Below are 14846 nucleotides of genomic sequence, written 5' to 3' on the forward strand. Positions count from 1 at the left end.
TCTGAAGTCGCTAGCCAGGCCATCCTTGGCCTTATGAAACCACAACCAGCACCAGAACTCTTCAATCAGTCACGCAACATTGCATAAATAGTCCGAAGCTACTTGATATTCGGAGTTAACTCACCACTACTGTAACGCTGATACATTACTTCAAGACTGGAACTCCTGATCTTTGAGCCCTGTCCGGCGCAACCAAATGCTTCATAACGGTTCAGGCAGATCTCTTTCATTGCCTGGGTGGCAACAGCAAAGTATTTACGAGGGTCGAATTCAGATGGGTTTTCAGCCAGGAATTTACGGATAGCGCCAGTAGAAGCCAGTCGTAGGTCGGTGTCTATGTTGACCTTGCGAACACCGTGACGAATACCTTCCTGAATTTGCTCTACCGGAACACCGTAGGTTTCCGGAATTTCACCGCCATGCTCGTTGATTACTTTCAGCCATTCCTGAGGAACAGAAGAAGAACCGTGCATAACCAGATGAGTGTTGGGAATACGCTGGTGGATTTCACGGATACGATCAATCGCCAGAATGTCACCCGTCGGTGGACGGGTGAATTTGTAAGCACCATGGCTGGTACCGCAAGCGATAGCCAGAGCATCGACCTGAGTAGCCTGAACGAATTCTGCGGCTTCGGCTGGATCAGTTAGCAACTGGTCGTGGGAAAGTATACCTTCTGCGCCAACACCATCCTCTTCGCCAGCCTGTCCGGTTTCCAGCGAACCGAGGCAACCCAGTTCTCCTTCAACGGAAACACCGCAGGCGTGGGCCATTTCTACCGTGCGACGTGTGACGTCGACATTGTATTCGTAGCTGGATGGGGTTTTGCCATCATCCATCAGTGAACCATCCATCATCACCGAGCTGAAACCCAGTTGAATGGAGCGTTGGCAAACGGCTGGGCTGGTACCATGATCCTGATGCATAACCACCGGGATATGAGGAAATTCCTCAGTCGCAGCCAATATCAGATGGCGGAGGAAAGGTGCACCTGCGTACTTCCTTGCTCCGGCAGAAGCCTGAACGATAACAGGAGAGTCTGTTTCGTCAGCGGCTTCCATAATGGCGCGCATTTGTTCGAGGTTGTTAACGTTGAATGCCGGAATGCCGTAGCTGTTCTCTGCGGCGTGGTCGAGCATTTCACGCAAACTGATCAGGGCCATTGCCTGCTCCTGCTTCTTTGTTGGAATTTTTATAAATACCCAGACATACGAATTTATAGACTGTTTGCCCGCCTCAGGCGGGCAAACAGTAATTTACTATTCGATTATGCGTGTCCACACGCTTAGAGACTGGGTGGAGTCCAGCTAGGGATTATCGCGTTAAATGATACTTTCCGCAAAGAAATGATAAATATTGTGCCTTATTTGGAATATGAATAATGCGGAAGATGGTATAGAGGGGAGAGTGAGGTATAAAAAAAACCGCTACTGGGTGAACAGTGCGGCTTTTTATCGTAGCGGCAGTAATCGATTAAATGATTACAGTACGTTGATGGCGTTCAGGTCAGCAAAAGCCTGTTCCAGACGGGCAATCATGCTTTCCTGAGCCTTGCGCTGCCATACGCGAGGATCGTAAAACTTCTTGTTTGGCTTGTCAGCGCCTTCAGGGTTGCCCAGCTGACCTTGCAGGTAGCCTTCGTTTTCCTTGTAGAAGCCCAGAATACCGTTCCATGCGGCCCACTGAGTATCAGTGTCGATGTTCATCTTGATAACACCGTAGGAGATGGATTCACGGATTTCTTCCAGGGAAGAACCGGAACCGCCGTGGAATACGAAGTTCAGGCTGTTTTCTGGCAGACCGTATTTCTCGGAGCAAAACTTCTGGGAGTTATCCAGAATGGTCGGTGTCAGAACAACGTTACCTGGCTTGTAAACACCGTGTACGTTACCGAAAGAAGCCGCGATGGTGAAACGTGGGCTCACTGCGTTCAGTGTTTCATAAGCGTAAGCTACGTCTTCTGGCTGGGTGTACAGCAGGGAAGTGTCCATGTCGGAGTTATCAACGCCGTCTTCTTCACCACCGGTGCAACCCAGTTCGATTTCCAGAGTCATGTCCATCTTGGACATACGCTCCAGATACTTGGCGCAGGTTTCGATGTTTTCTTCCAGAGACTCTTCGGACAGGTCGATCATGTGGGAAGAGAACAGTGGCTTGCCGGTCTGTTCGAAGTGCTCTTCACCAGCGTCCAGCATAGCGTCAATCCATGGCAGCAGTTTCTTGGCAGCATGGTCAGTGTGCAGAATAACCGGTACGCCGTAGGCTTCAGCCATGGTGTGAACGTACTTGGCACCAGCGATTGCGCCGGTAGCTGCAGGAAGCTCGGTTTTAAGACCTTTACCACCGAAGAAAGCTGCGCCACCGTTAGAGAACTGAACGATAACCGGAGACTTGACCTTGGCAGCAGCTTCCAGAACAGAGTTGATGGAGTCGGTGCTGATAACGTTCACAGCTGGCAGAGCGAACTGGTTAGCCTTGGCAATTTCGAAGACTTTCTGAACGTCATCGCCAAACAGTACACCTGGCTTCACGATATCAAAGATTTTCTGGGACATTTTATTGGTCCTGTATTTTCAATAATGACCAATGCAGCAATGAGTAGTGCATCAGTACAAAGAAGAAACAATGATCTTTCTGTGTCTATCTAAGGCAGGAATATTCAGTTGCTATTAAAAATAGACCTGACTCATCTTCTGTGAAAAGCACTTCTGTAAAAAGCTGTAACTAAGGGTAGAGTGCTTTTTCGATAACTCGCTGTTCTACTGGTTTGGAGTTTACCAAAAAAGTTTCTGCTTTCTCCACAGTCAGATGAATAATTTATTAATAAATTTGCTTTATCACCTGTCGTTTAATTTGAAATGGGTTTTGTTTCAGGCTGATATAAAAAAACTTGCTAAAAACATGTCTTTTCCTATTAAAAAGTTATTGCGTTCTCCTACCTTTTAAGGGTTACGTAATTGTCCGTATGTTTGGTCGCGGCTAATAAGATTAATGTGTTAACCAAAGCTCGACAGGCTTGGCACTCAAGGCTTTATCATAAGAATGATCTTAAGTGTTTATGTTTGAGTACATACCGTTCTTAAAAAATATTTAATTGATCTTTGTCTTTCATTTAACAGAAGTAGACAAGGGTTATCAAAAAAATGATTAGTTTTGAAATTGATTGTTTTTTTAAATCAATTTTTGATGAAAAGATATGACGTAAATAATCTGCTGCTCTATCTTTTGGGGCATGAACAAAACAGAAGTTCATCTATAAAGAAAAGCAGAAAACGAATAAGTCAGTGTGTGGATTATTTAAAAACTGTTGATTGTTGTTAGTAAATGAGAATGGCAGGGATCGACAGTTAGGAATTAAGGTCTGAAATGTGGACATCAGACCGACTCTGATTTCCCGATATTATCGGGTTAAGTCAGACACCTATTTCATTTTGATAGTAAATATGAGGTGAGTCTCATGGCAACTGCAAAACAGGCAGCCAAAGCTCAGGATAAGAAAGCAGAAATGACCAGTGTTGATGCACAGCTCGACGCACTGCTGAAACGGGCCATGGTAGCCAGGGAAAAGTACCTGGAACTGGATCAGGAAACCGTTGACCGTGTAACCAAGGCAATGGCTTTGGCTGGTCAGGCAGCTCACATGGAGCTGGCGCGGATGGCGGTTGAAGAAACCGGTCGCGGTATTCTGGAAGATAAAGTCACCAAAAATATTTTTGCGACAGAGTACGTTTACCACTCCATCAAGTACGACAAGACTGTCGGCGTTATCGAAGATAACGAAGAAGAAGACTTCATGCTGGTAGCAGAGCCAGTGGGTATTGTCTGCGGTATCACACCGGTGACCAACCCGACTTCTACGACTATGTTCAAGTCCATTATTTCTGCCAAGACCCGTAACCCTATCGTTTTCGCCTTCCACCCATCTGCCCAGAACTGCTCTTCTGAAGCGGCTCGCATCGTTCGTGATGCTGCTATTGAAGCAGGCGCTCCCGAAGATTGCGTACTCTGGGTTGAACAGCCGTCTCTGGAAGCCACCCAGAAGTTGATGACTCATCCGGAAATCTCCGTGATTCTGGCAACCGGTGGTTCCGGCATGGTTCGCGCTGCCTACTCTTCCGGTAAGCCGGCTCTGGGTGTAGGTCCAGGTAACGTGCCTTGTGTGATTGATCAGACTGCCAACATCAAACAGGCAACGAACGACCTGGTGATGTCCAAGAGTTTTGACAACGGTATGATCTGCGCATCCGAGCAGGCAGCTGTTGTCCATGAAGCGGTCTATAAGCAGTTTGTTGAAGAGATGAAGAAACTGAATGTTTACTTCACGACGCCTCAGGAAACCGTAAAATTGGCTGAAGTGGTTATCATTGATGGTCATGTAAACAGCAAGATTGTTGGAATGAAACCTTTTGATATCGCTGCACTGGCAGGTATCAAGATTCCTGAGCAGACTCGCGTACTGGCAGCTGAAATCGAAGGCGTTGGCCCTGAATTCCCACTGTCCCGCGAGAAGCTGTCTCCGGTTCTGGGTGTGCTGAAAGCACGTGATACCCAGCATGGTATTGAGCTGGCTGACCAGATGTTGAACTTCGGTGGCCTGGGACACTCTGCGGTGCTGCACTCCCAGAGCGATGATGTCATTGATCAGTTCTCTCTGGCGATGAAAGCTGGTCGTATCATTATTAACAGCCCAAGTACCCATGGCGCCATTGGTGATATCTACAACACCAACATGCCTTCTTTGACGCTGGGTTGTGGTTCTTACGGTGGTAACAGTACTACGTCCAACGTTTCTGCTGTTAACCTGATCAACGTTAAACGTGTAGCCAAGCGTCGTGTCAGCATGCAGTGGTTGAAGCTCCCGCGTAAAGTCTACTTCGAGGCAAACTCTCTGCAGTACCTCGAGAAAATGCCAGACATTTCTCGTGTCTTCATCGTAACCGACGAAGTCATCCAGAGTCTGGGTTATGTAGAAAAGATTCAATACCACCTGCGCAAGCGTCAGGTACCTGTTCAGGTTCGTGTATTCAACCAGGTTGAACCTGATCCAAGCCTGGCGACTATTCGTGCCGGTGCTGAAGATATGGCCCGCTTCAATCCAGACGTGGTTATTGCTCTGGGTGGTGGTTCTCCAATCGATGCAGCTAAAGGCATGTGGTTGTTCTACGAGCAGCCAGACGCTGATTTTGCGGGCATGGCTCAGAAGTTCCTGGATATCCGCAAGCGTGTTTACAAGTTTCCTAAGCTGGGTAAGAAGGCGCGTCTGGTTGCCATTCCTACCACTTCAGGTACGGGTTCCGAGGTGACATCCTTTGCAGTTATTACTGACAAGGATAAAGGCATCAAGTATCCGTTGGCTGATTACGAACTGACTCCGGATGTGGCGATCATTGATCCAAATCTGGTTCAAAGTGTGCCTAAGAAGGTGACCGCTGATACCGGCCTGGATGTATTGACTCATGCTCTGGAAGCCTATGTTTCCATTATGGCGTCTGACTACACTGATGCCCTGGCAATGAAAGCCACTCAGCTGGTGTTTGATTACCTGCCAGCATCATACGACAGTGCTGATAAGCGTGCCCGTGAGAAGATGCACAATGCATCCTGTATCGCAGGTATGGCTTTTGCCAACGCATTTCTGGGTATCAATCACTCAATGGCGCATAAGCTAGGTCACGAGTTCCATATCTCTCATGGTATGGCCAATGCTCTGCTGTTGCCTCATGTTATCGAGTACAACGGTTGCCCGAACCCAACCAAGGTGGCGTCTTTCCCTAAATACGACCACTACATTGCCCATGAGAAGTACGCTGAAGTAGCCAAGGCTCTTGGTCTGCCTTGTAAGACTCCAGAGGAAGGTGTTAAGTCTCTGGCGAAAGCGGTTCGTGAGCTGATGAAGCGTGTTGGTCTGCCTCTGTCTCTGAAAGAGCTGGGTATTTCTGAGAAGGAGTTTATGGCCAAGGTGCCGATGCTGGCCAGCCATGCTTTTGAAGATCAGTGTACGACAGCTAACCCACGTATGCCTCTGGTGTCCGAACTGGAAGGCCTGCTGAAGAAAACTTACTACGGTGAGTGATCACAATGCAGTGGTCAGTAACATGGCTGACCACTGTCACCTGCTTTTGTAAGTAATGTTGTTCATAATACGAATGACATGAATCCCACGAATATAAAGTGCCGATAATTTTGCAATTATCGGCACTTTTCGTTTGCCTCTCTTTTTTCTCCTGACTATGTTTAACCTGCTGAATGTTATCTACTTAATGTCGCACGTCACTGGTGTCGCGCAGAGTCACTGCAAATTTATAGGTTGTAGAATGTCGGTGTGTATATGCAGCCAGTGTGGGTGTTCGTGGTTGGCAGGTGTTCAGGTTTGATAGCTTTGGCTTGGTAGCTCTGGTTTGGCAGATCGGTCAGTAAATCTGAGAGGTTTCAGCAAGAATCTATTTTGGGCTGTCAGGATTACTTGTCTAAACTCATCATGGATAGCTTAACGACTCGACAACTTGATTAGAGTAACCCGATTAGAGTGTATGAAAGGTGGCTGTGTTCAAAGAATTGTCAGATATGACAATTATTAGGCAAGATTTGGACACGCTTAATAGATGTATTACTGTGCAGGGTCTGGTAATATTTTGCGCATCAGGCAAGCGTAAATACCGGCACTTCCCGATTGTGCGTCAGGAATCCGGTATATTTGCGCCTGTCAATGAGTATACATTGATCGTCAGATCTGAAACCTGATCAGGCGGTGTTAACGAGTGTGCTTCTGTGTGTGTGTTTATGAGCGTATTTGTAACTCCGTTCCACTCTGGTGTCAAGCTCTGGCTGGTCTATAGAGGTAACTTTTGTTCATTTATTTGAATGTTAGTGACCTTCGGTGTGAAGTTGTGTGATGGCGTTTGATGTCATCTGTTAACTTTGTGGAAAACCTGAAAACCCTTGTGTAGCAAGGGCTGCGCGAGATTAATTAGGTATTTCCACGAAGCGTAATCACACCGTAAATCCTATTTACTAAAGGGGTAGCGGTAAAACCGCTGTGACTTAAGAGTATTGGAGACGTCATGATCAAAATCGCAATCAATGGCTACGGTCGTATCGGTCGCAACGTTCTGCGTGCGCTGTATGAAGCTGGTCGTCGTGAAGAATTCCAGATTGTTGCTATCAACGACCTGGGTGATGCGAAAACCAACACTCACCTGACCAAGTACGACACCGTACACGGTCGTTTCAACGCTCAGGTTGAAGAAGGTGAAGGCGCACTGTTCGTGAACGGTGACGAAATCAAGACTTTCTCTGAGCGCGATCCATCCAACCTGCCATGGGCTGCTCTGGGTGTAGACGTAGTATTTGAATGCACCGGTATTTTCCGCTCCAAGGACGCTTGCAAGCCTCACCTGGACGCCGGCGCCAAGAAAGTTATCATCTCTGCTCCAGGCAGCAATGTTGATGCTACTATCGTTTACGGTGTTAACCACGACACCCTGACGTCTGACATGACCGTTATTTCTAACGCTTCATGCACCACAAACTGCCTGGCTCCAATCGCCAAGCCACTGAATGACGCTCTGGGCATCGATAAGGGTCTGATGACTACTATCCATGCTTACACCAACGATCAGCGTCTGAGCGATGTATATCACTCTGACCTGTACCGTGCCCGTGCTGCTGCGATGAACATGATTCCTACTGCTACTGGCGCTGCCGCTGCTGTAGGTCTGGTAGTTCCAGAACTGAAAGGCAAGTTTGACGGTATGGCTGTTCGTGTTCCTACCATCAACGTTTCTCTGGTAGACCTGAGCTTTGTTGCTGGTCGTGAAACTTCTGCTGAAGAAGTTAACGAAATTATCTCTGCTGCTGCCAAGTCTTCCGAAGCGATGAGCAAGGTTCTTCATGTAAACCACGAACCACTGGTTTCCATGGACTTCAACCACAGCCCATTCTCTTCCAGCTTCGATGCGACTCAAACTCGCGTACAAGGCAACCTGGTTAAGGTTATGTCCTGGTACGACAACGAGTGGGGCTTCTCCAATCGTATGTTGGATACTGCTAAAGCTCTGTTGAGCGCATAAGCAGTTAAAACTTTCAGCCTTCACACCTGTTTTTAAGACAGTCGTGAGGGCTGATTGCTTTCTGGAGCTGCTTTTTAAGATGATCTCTCCAGGAGATCTCTCGATTAAAAAGATGTTCCAAACTAAATCAAAAAGGTAACCAAAAGAAAAAGAAGCACGCTTTTCGGGTCATTCTGTCATTCAGCAGACAACTATACTGGCTCAGACACTCTTTTCTTTTGTTACTTTTTCAAAGCAAAAACAGTCGCCAGCGAAAACCAGTTTTAATCATCCTGTAAGGATGGCCGCTTATTTTTATAGAACTGGCTTTCATAGACTGATTGTTATCACACAGCCGCAAGGCACCAAAGCTTGCCCGACTCACCCCTCAGGTTTATGACAGACCGATGAGCTCAAGGCAGGCAGACATGCGAGAGGATATCATGCTCAGACGCACTAAAATCGTTGCAACACTAGGCCCAGCTACCGAGTCAGAAGAACAACTGACCAAACTGATCGAAGCCGGTGTCAACGTTGTTCGACTGAACTTCTCCCACGGTGATGCTGATGACCACCGTCTCCGCGCTGAACGTATTCGCAGCATCGCTGCCAGCGTTGGCCGCAGTGTTGCTATTTTGGGCGACCTGCAGGGTCCTAAAATCCGTATTGGTCGTTTCCAGAACGGTAAAGTTCATCTGCCTGATGGCGCTGAGTTCATTCTGGACGCTGAACTGCCTATCGACGCTGGTGATGAAAATCAGGTTGGTCTGGCATACAAAAACCTGCCAAACGACTGTAAAGTCGGTGACGTTCTGCTGCTGGACGATGGTCGTCTGAGTCTGCAGGTTAAGGCTATCGACGGTTCCCGTATTACTACCACCACTCTTGACGGTGGCGAGTTGTCCAACAACAAGGGCATCAACCTGGCCGGCGGTGGTCTGTCTGCTGATGCTCTGACCGAAAAAGACAAGGAAGACATCAAGCTGGCAGCATCTATCGGTGTTGACTACCTGGCTGTGTCCTTCGTACGTTGTGCTGCTGATCTGGATCTGGCTCGTAAGCTGATGAAAGAAGCGGGTGGTAACGCTGCTGTTCTGTCCAAGATCGAACGCGCTGAAGTGGTTAAAGACCACGCTCTGCTGGAAGAAGTTATCAAGGCTTCCGATGCAGTAATGGTTGCCCGTGGTGACCTGGGTGTGGAAATTGGTGACGCTGAACTGATTGGCGTGCAGAAGCACATGATCAGCGAGGCCCGTCGTCTGAACCGTCCGGTTGTTACCGCGACCCAGATGATGGAATCCATGATCGAAAACACTCAGCCAACCCGTGCTGAAGTATTTGACGTGGCGAACGCTGTTCTGGATGGTACCGACGCAGTAATGCTGTCTGGTGAGACTGCTACCGGTAAGCGTCCACACGAAGTTGTTCGTGCCATGGGTCGTATCTGTGAAGGCGCAGAGAAGAACGAAAAGCTGATTGCCCGTTCTGAGCTGGATCGCACTTACGCTGGCGAAACTGACGCGGCTATTGCTCTGTCTGCCATGCTGGCTGCCAATACTCTGGAAGGTGTGAAGGCTATTGTCTGCCTGACCAAGACTGGCGCGACTCCACTGTGGATGTCCCGAAAGAACACCAACCTGCCTATCTATGCAATGACCCGTTACCCGGCTACCGAGCGTCGTGTTGCTCTGTACCGTGGTGTTGAATCTGTTGCATTTGACAGTGGCAGCACATACGGCTCTGAGGTCAATGAGCGTGCTATCGGTGAACTGAAAGAACGCGGTCTGCTGACAGCTGGTGATAAGATCATCCTGACCAAGGGCGAGTCCCGTGAGGTTGAGGGTGGAACCAACACCATGCAGGTGCTGGTTGTAAAATAACAGGTGATACAAAAACCGGTGGTCGCCATGGTGTGTTCAAGGCTGCACTACCGGTTTTTAGTTCGTTGCCCGATAGAGTTGAAGGAGACGATCAGACCATGGCGGAACTGAAAAAAGTCGGTGTTCTGACTTCCGGTGGCGATGCCCCCGGCATGAATGCAGCTATTCGTGCAGCAGTACGAAGCTGCATTTTTTATGGAATCGAGCCTGTAGCCATTCGTGAAGGCTATAAAGGCCTCATTGATAACGATCTGGAAGTAATGAATGCCCGGTCTGTGGCTAACATTATTAACCAGGGCGGCACTTTCCTGAAGTCAGCTCGCTGTGCTGAATTCCGTACTCCTGAGGGCCGTGCCAAAGCATTTGCCAATGCCAAGGCTGCAGGTCTGGATGGACTTGTTGTTATTGGTGGTGACGGTTCCTTCACTGGTGCCATGCTGATTGAAAAAGAACATGGTCTGCCTTGTGTGGGTGTTCCAGGTACTATCGATAACGATATCTTCGGCACCGACTTTACCATTGGCTACGACACTGCTTTGAATACTGTTGTTGAAGCTATTGACAAGATTCGTGACACTGCAACCTCTCATAACCGCCTGTTCCTGGTGGAAGTAATGGGTCGTGATGCCGGCTTTATCGCGCTGAACACGGGTATTGCTGCTGGTGCAGAGCAAATTTTGATTCCTGAAGAACAGAAATCAGTGAATGAGCTGATGGATGATATTGCTAACAGTGGCCGTGCTGGTAAAACATCCAGTATTGTTGTTGTTTCTGAAGGTGATAAGTCTGGCGGTGTGTTTGAGCTGGCCAGCAAAATCGAAGACAGCTTCCCTGACTATGACGTTAAGGTAACTGTTCTTGGTCACACTCAGCGTGGTGGTAAGCCAAGCTGTTCTGACCGTGTTCTGGCAAGCCGTCTGGGTGTAGCAGCTGTTGAAGCTCTACGTGAAGGCGACAGTGGTGTAATGGTTGGTGTTCGTAACCAGCAGGTGGTTCAAACCCCTCTGGAAGAAGCGATCAGCAAGCATAATGCAATCGATAAGGCGCTGTTAAAAGTAGCTGAAATCGTTACTGTCTGACTGCCTGTCGTTATACTGTTCAAAAAGCCTCGCCTAATGCGGGGCTTTTTTATGTTCCGCTTTTTACTGTCCTTTTCTCTCATCAACGCTTCAACAAAAAGCCTCTTTGAAACTATCGAATTCAGTCTGCGGTTTTTGGTCAGTATTACTGACAAACAGGTTAGTAGGGCTCATCTCGGGGGAACTAGCTGTCGTAAGCAAAGTCTCAGTTTCTGTTGACCAACCATCACATTAAGTGAGTAGCATTTTTTTGCTTATGGTCGCAGGAGATAATAATGAAAAAATGGATTCAGTGTTGTTCGATTATTCTACTGGCGGTTTCAGTGCTATCGTCTGCGCACGCCTCCCCATTAAGCAAAGATGAGTTAGAGCTGCAGAAAGCATTGAGAGTTCTCGATACTATTCGTGATGATATTCTGCAAAAAGCTCTGGGTGCCAAGGCAAGCAGACAGCATAGGGAAAATACCTGGCAGCGAATCAAGGGTATGTCTGAGCATGAATTGATCGCAGAAATAAACAGGCTTGAGAGGGCTCAGGTTGAAGCCGCTGAGCGCCTTGTGGGTAGCACTGTGAACAGCCAGTTATTTGGCCAGGCTTACAGGTCAGAAAGTACTGTTGGTGAAGATGACAGTGCCCAAAGCAGTCGCTATACAGGCAGTGCCAGAACTGGTGGAACCAGAAGAAAAGGAAGCTCAGGCTCATATTCTAACGCACAGTACGAGAGTAGTGAGTTTTACGACACTCAACTGGCAGATTATGATATAGAAATGCCAGTGATCATTACTGAGCGCAACCATAGAAAAGCGACACAGTCTGTGCGTGTTCGTGTAAACCCCTCCAAGATGAAACTGCTTAAGCAGAAGCAGGCTCTGAACAAGGTTATGATTAATGATGTTCTTGGTCTGACAGGTAAACTTCCGTGACAGTATAAAATGATTATATAAAAAGCGTTGTTTTAATTAAGAAATAGCAGCTTATTATTAAATAATGAGCTCCTTTTTTTTCTGCTGTTATCTACACTCTAGAGTTAATCCTTTTTGTTCACATACTGTCCCTTGTTACTCCTTTTTGATTGATAATCATTCTTGTTTGTCTGGCTTCGGTCAGAAACAAAATTGCGGGCTACCAAGATGTCTCGAAATACTCCATGGCTACCTTCGTTACTCTGTTTACTTCTCCTGTTTGCTTCCTTCGGGACGATGGCAGCGCCCAAGGCTAAAAACCTAAAAGCATTTGATGTCCTGTCGAAAGAGAGCCAGCAATGTGCTGCCTGTCACAAGGACATCAACCGCGGATTGTTCCAGCAATGGGGGGATTCCAAACATTATGGAGCCAATGTCGGCTGTTATGAATGTCATGGCGCTAAATCTACAGACCCTGATGCTATTAAACACTATGGCTTTAACGTATCAGTGCTGGTGAGCCCGAAAGACTGTGCACAATGCCACGAGCGTGAGGTGAAAGAGTTCACTGCTTCTCACCATGCCAATGCAGGCCGAATACTCGGCTCGCTGGATAACATGCTGGCTGAAGTGGTTGAAGGCAAAATAATGTTTAATGGTCAATCACCTGCTGCTGTTAGCGGCTGCGCGCAGTGCCATGGTTCCGTTGTGAAAGTCATGGAGAATGGTGATCTGGATCCTGCCACCTGGCCCAACTCCGGTATTGGCCGGATAAATCCTGATGGTAGTAAAGGAGCCTGTAATGCCTGCCACCAGCGACACAAGTTCAGTATTGTTCAGGCTCGTCGACCTGAAGCCTGTGGTAAGTGCCACCTTGGGCCAGACCATCCTCAGAAAGAGATCTATGAAGAGTCCAAGCATGGTATTGCTTTCTACGGAAACGTCTCTGATATGAATCTGGATTCCTCCAAGTGGGTTGTTGGAGAGGATTATGATGCTGCGCCCACCTGTGCAACCTGTCATATGTCTGCAACCAAAGATATGCCCATCACCCATGATATAGGCGGACGAATTTCCTGGACTTTAAGACCTCCTGTCTCTGAAAAGATCGATGCCAAAGAGCGGGGCAGAGTGAAGTCCTGGGAAGATCGCAGGGCGGACATGAAGAAAGTTTGTGTGGCCTGTCATACCAGTACCTGGACCAATGACTTCTACAAGCAGTTTGACGCTGTCGTTAACCTGTATAACGACAAGTTCGCTAAACCAGGTCTCAGCCTGATGAAATTCCTGAAAGAAGAGAAGTTACTTTCAGAAACCAATTTCGACGAGCGTATTGAGTGGACCTGGTTCCTGCTGTGGCACCACGAAGGCCGTCGATCCCGTCAGGGTGCAGCGATGATGGCTCCGGATTATGTGCAATGGCACGGTCTGTTTGAAGTGGCTCATCGCTTCTACATTGAGTTGATCCCCGAGTTTGAGGAAGTGCTCCATAAAGCTGAACTCAAAGGCAATAAGAAAGCCGCTGAAAAAGGTAAGAAGTTGTTAGCAGAAATCCTGTCTCGCCCAGAGCATGCCTGGTTCACCGGTAAAGAGCCTGAAGAGGTTAAGCGGGCAAGATTGAAAGCCCAGCAGGAGTTCAAACAAAGGTATGCCCAGTAATTAACCATAGGTCGGCCTGGAGTATGACTTCAGGCCGATTTGAGGTTTCCTGTTCAAGGTGAGGTTCAATGAAGTCGTTCTGGAAAAAGCTCTGGAGCCAGCCTGATAGCAAGTGGTTACTGGGTATTCCCATCGGAGGTTTTCTGTTTCTTGCCGCTGGTGCCGCAGCGCTGGCTACGTTCAACTTTTCTCTGCATGCCACTAACACCAATGAATTCTGTGTAGGCTGCCATATCGGGATGGATACTGTGGTTGAAGAGTATCGGGTCTCAAAGCATTACAGTAATGAGTACGGAATTGTCGCTACCTGTGCAGACTGTCATGTACCACAGGATTTTATTGGCAAAATGAAAACCAAGATCAGTTCAGGCATCAAGGATGTCTACAAGAAGTACTGGGTGAAAGATATCAACCTTGCCAATTTCGATCAGGAACACCGCTTAAGGCTGGCAAGGCATGTCTGGGAGGCAATGGATAAGCAGGGTTCGAAAACCTGTCAGAGCTGTCATAACCCTGAAAAGTGGAATCTTCAGGCGCAGCCTGGCCGGGCCAGAAACAACCATAATCCCGAGATGTGGGCCGAGAAAGGCGTTTCCTGCGTTGACTGCCATACTGGTGTTGCCCATAAGAAGCCGTTCAGATGAGTGAGGTTTTATGACTGCTATTCGTAAACAGCGGGCAGCTCTGGTCTTTCTGATGCTTACAGCTATAGGAATAGCTGTTGGTTTGGTGTTGTTTGCCTTGGGGGAAAACATAAATCACTTTTATACACCCAGTCAGATTCTACAGGGCGAAGCGCCTAAGGATATAAGGATACGTGGTGGTGGAATGGTCGTAGCGGGTTCTATTCATCGTGATCCGGATAGTCTGAAGGTGGTCTTCAGAGTCAGTGATGGCCCGTCGTCCGTAGCTGTTGAGTATGAAGGTATTCTTCCTGATCTCTTTGTTGAAGATTCTGGTGTTGTGGTGACGGGAACCCTTGGCAAGAACGGAGTTATCAAGGCATCAGAGTTGCTGGCCCGGCATGATTCGAACTATATGCCGCCGGAAGTTAAGAAGGCTCTGGAAAAGGTTCATAAGGACAGTGTTCCGGGACACCTGTCGGCGACTGTCGTTAAAGACAGCGCACCTCTGAAAGCAGGCTTCTAGATTAACTTGCTTTGTAGTGTAAAGGTCTTACCTGGATTGGTGTAAATACCTATAAACATTGATTCAGATCAATTTTTTGATGTCTTGTTTTGCGTATAGTTCGAGGCGTTCAAAGATAGACATGAATCA

Annotated in this window: 10 protein-coding genes; 8 read left to right on the forward strand and 2 right to left on the reverse strand. The window is 47.8% G+C overall.

Annotated features, from left to right (window positions below):
• Positions 1-98: 98 nt before the first annotated feature.
• Positions 99-1163 carry a class II fructose-bisphosphate aldolase gene (gene fba / locus EOPP23_RS05030; protein WP_153764850.1) on the reverse strand — a complete coding sequence of 355 codons (1065 nt, stop codon included), beginning with the start codon at positions 1161-1163 and terminating at the stop codon, positions 99-101.
• Positions 1164-1481: 318 nt separating this feature from the next.
• Positions 1482-2555, reverse strand: coding sequence for a class II fructose-bisphosphate aldolase (gene fbaA, locus EOPP23_RS05035; RefSeq protein WP_153764851.1), 1074 nt, complete (start codon positions 2553-2555; stop codon positions 1482-1484).
• A 902-nt stretch (positions 2556-3457) separates the two neighbouring features.
• Here fbaA and adhE point away from each other — a divergent pair.
• The 8 genes from adhE (at position 3458) to ccmE (ending at position 14717) form a co-directional block, all read left to right on the forward strand.
• Entirely contained in the window at positions 3458-6073 is a 2616-nt protein-coding gene (gene adhE, locus EOPP23_RS05040) for a bifunctional acetaldehyde-CoA/alcohol dehydrogenase (RefSeq protein WP_153764852.1), read from the forward strand.
• 988 nt (positions 6074-7061) lie between these two features.
• A complete protein-coding gene (gene gap, locus EOPP23_RS05045) occupies positions 7062-8069 on the forward strand; it encodes a type I glyceraldehyde-3-phosphate dehydrogenase (RefSeq protein WP_153764853.1) in 1008 nt (335 codons plus the stop codon).
• Between the two features lie 422 nt (positions 8070-8491).
• Positions 8492-9928 (forward strand): pyruvate kinase, encoded by a 1437-nt coding sequence (gene pyk / locus EOPP23_RS05050; protein ID WP_153764854.1) that lies wholly within the window; start codon positions 8492-8494, stop codon positions 9926-9928.
• Positions 9929-10026: 98 nt separating this feature from the next.
• Entirely contained in the window at positions 10027-11007 is a 981-nt protein-coding gene (gene pfkA, locus EOPP23_RS05055; protein WP_153764855.1) for a 6-phosphofructokinase, read from the forward strand.
• Positions 11008-11282: 275 nt separating this feature from the next.
• A complete protein-coding gene (locus EOPP23_RS05060; RefSeq protein ID WP_153764856.1) occupies positions 11283-11930 on the forward strand; it encodes a hypothetical protein in 648 nt (215 codons plus the stop codon).
• Positions 11931-12137: 207 nt separating this feature from the next.
• Positions 12138-13568 carry a multiheme c-type cytochrome gene (locus EOPP23_RS05065; protein ID WP_153764857.1) on the forward strand — a complete coding sequence of 477 codons (1431 nt, stop codon included), beginning with the start codon at positions 12138-12140 and terminating at the stop codon, positions 13566-13568.
• Between the two features lie 68 nt (positions 13569-13636).
• Positions 13637-14212, forward strand: coding sequence for a NapC/NirT family cytochrome c (locus EOPP23_RS05070; protein ID WP_153764858.1), 576 nt, complete (start codon positions 13637-13639; stop codon positions 14210-14212).
• 10 nt (positions 14213-14222) lie between these two features.
• A complete protein-coding gene (gene ccmE, locus EOPP23_RS05075; protein ID WP_153764859.1) occupies positions 14223-14717 on the forward strand; it encodes a cytochrome c maturation protein CcmE in 495 nt (164 codons plus the stop codon).
• Positions 14718-14846 lie beyond the last annotated feature (129 nt).

Origin of the sequence: Endozoicomonas sp. OPT23 (genome assembly GCF_009653635.1) — a bacterium.
Classification (GTDB): Bacteria; Pseudomonadota; Gammaproteobacteria; order Pseudomonadales; family Endozoicomonadaceae; genus Endozoicomonas_A.

Bases quoted from the DNA above. Each gene is read 5' to 3' on its own strand.
- adhE (WP_153764852.1), top strand. From the start codon at position 3,458: ATGGCAACTGCAAAACAGGCAGCCAAAGCTCAGGATAAGAAAGCAGAA.
- fbaA (WP_153764851.1), bottom strand. From the start codon at position 2,555: ATGTCCCAGAAAATCTTTGATATCGTGAAGCCAGGTGTACTGTTTGGC.
- gap (WP_153764853.1), top strand. From the start codon at position 7,062: ATGATCAAAATCGCAATCAATGGCTACGGTCGTATCGGTCGCAACGTT.
- EOPP23_RS05065 (WP_153764857.1), top strand. From the start codon at position 12,138: ATGTCTCGAAATACTCCATGGCTACCTTCGTTACTCTGTTTACTTCTC.
- EOPP23_RS05060 (WP_153764856.1), top strand. From the start codon at position 11,283: ATGAAAAAATGGATTCAGTGTTGTTCGATTATTCTACTGGCGGTTTCA.
- ccmE (WP_153764859.1), top strand. From the start codon at position 14,223: ATGACTGCTATTCGTAAACAGCGGGCAGCTCTGGTCTTTCTGATGCTT.
- fba (WP_153764850.1), bottom strand. From the start codon at position 1,163: ATGGCCCTGATCAGTTTGCGTGAAATGCTCGACCACGCCGCAGAGAAC.
- pfkA (WP_153764855.1), top strand. From the start codon at position 10,027: ATGGCGGAACTGAAAAAAGTCGGTGTTCTGACTTCCGGTGGCGATGCC.
- pyk (WP_153764854.1), top strand. From the start codon at position 8,492: ATGCTCAGACGCACTAAAATCGTTGCAACACTAGGCCCAGCTACCGAG.
- EOPP23_RS05070 (WP_153764858.1), top strand. From the start codon at position 13,637: ATGAAGTCGTTCTGGAAAAAGCTCTGGAGCCAGCCTGATAGCAAGTGG.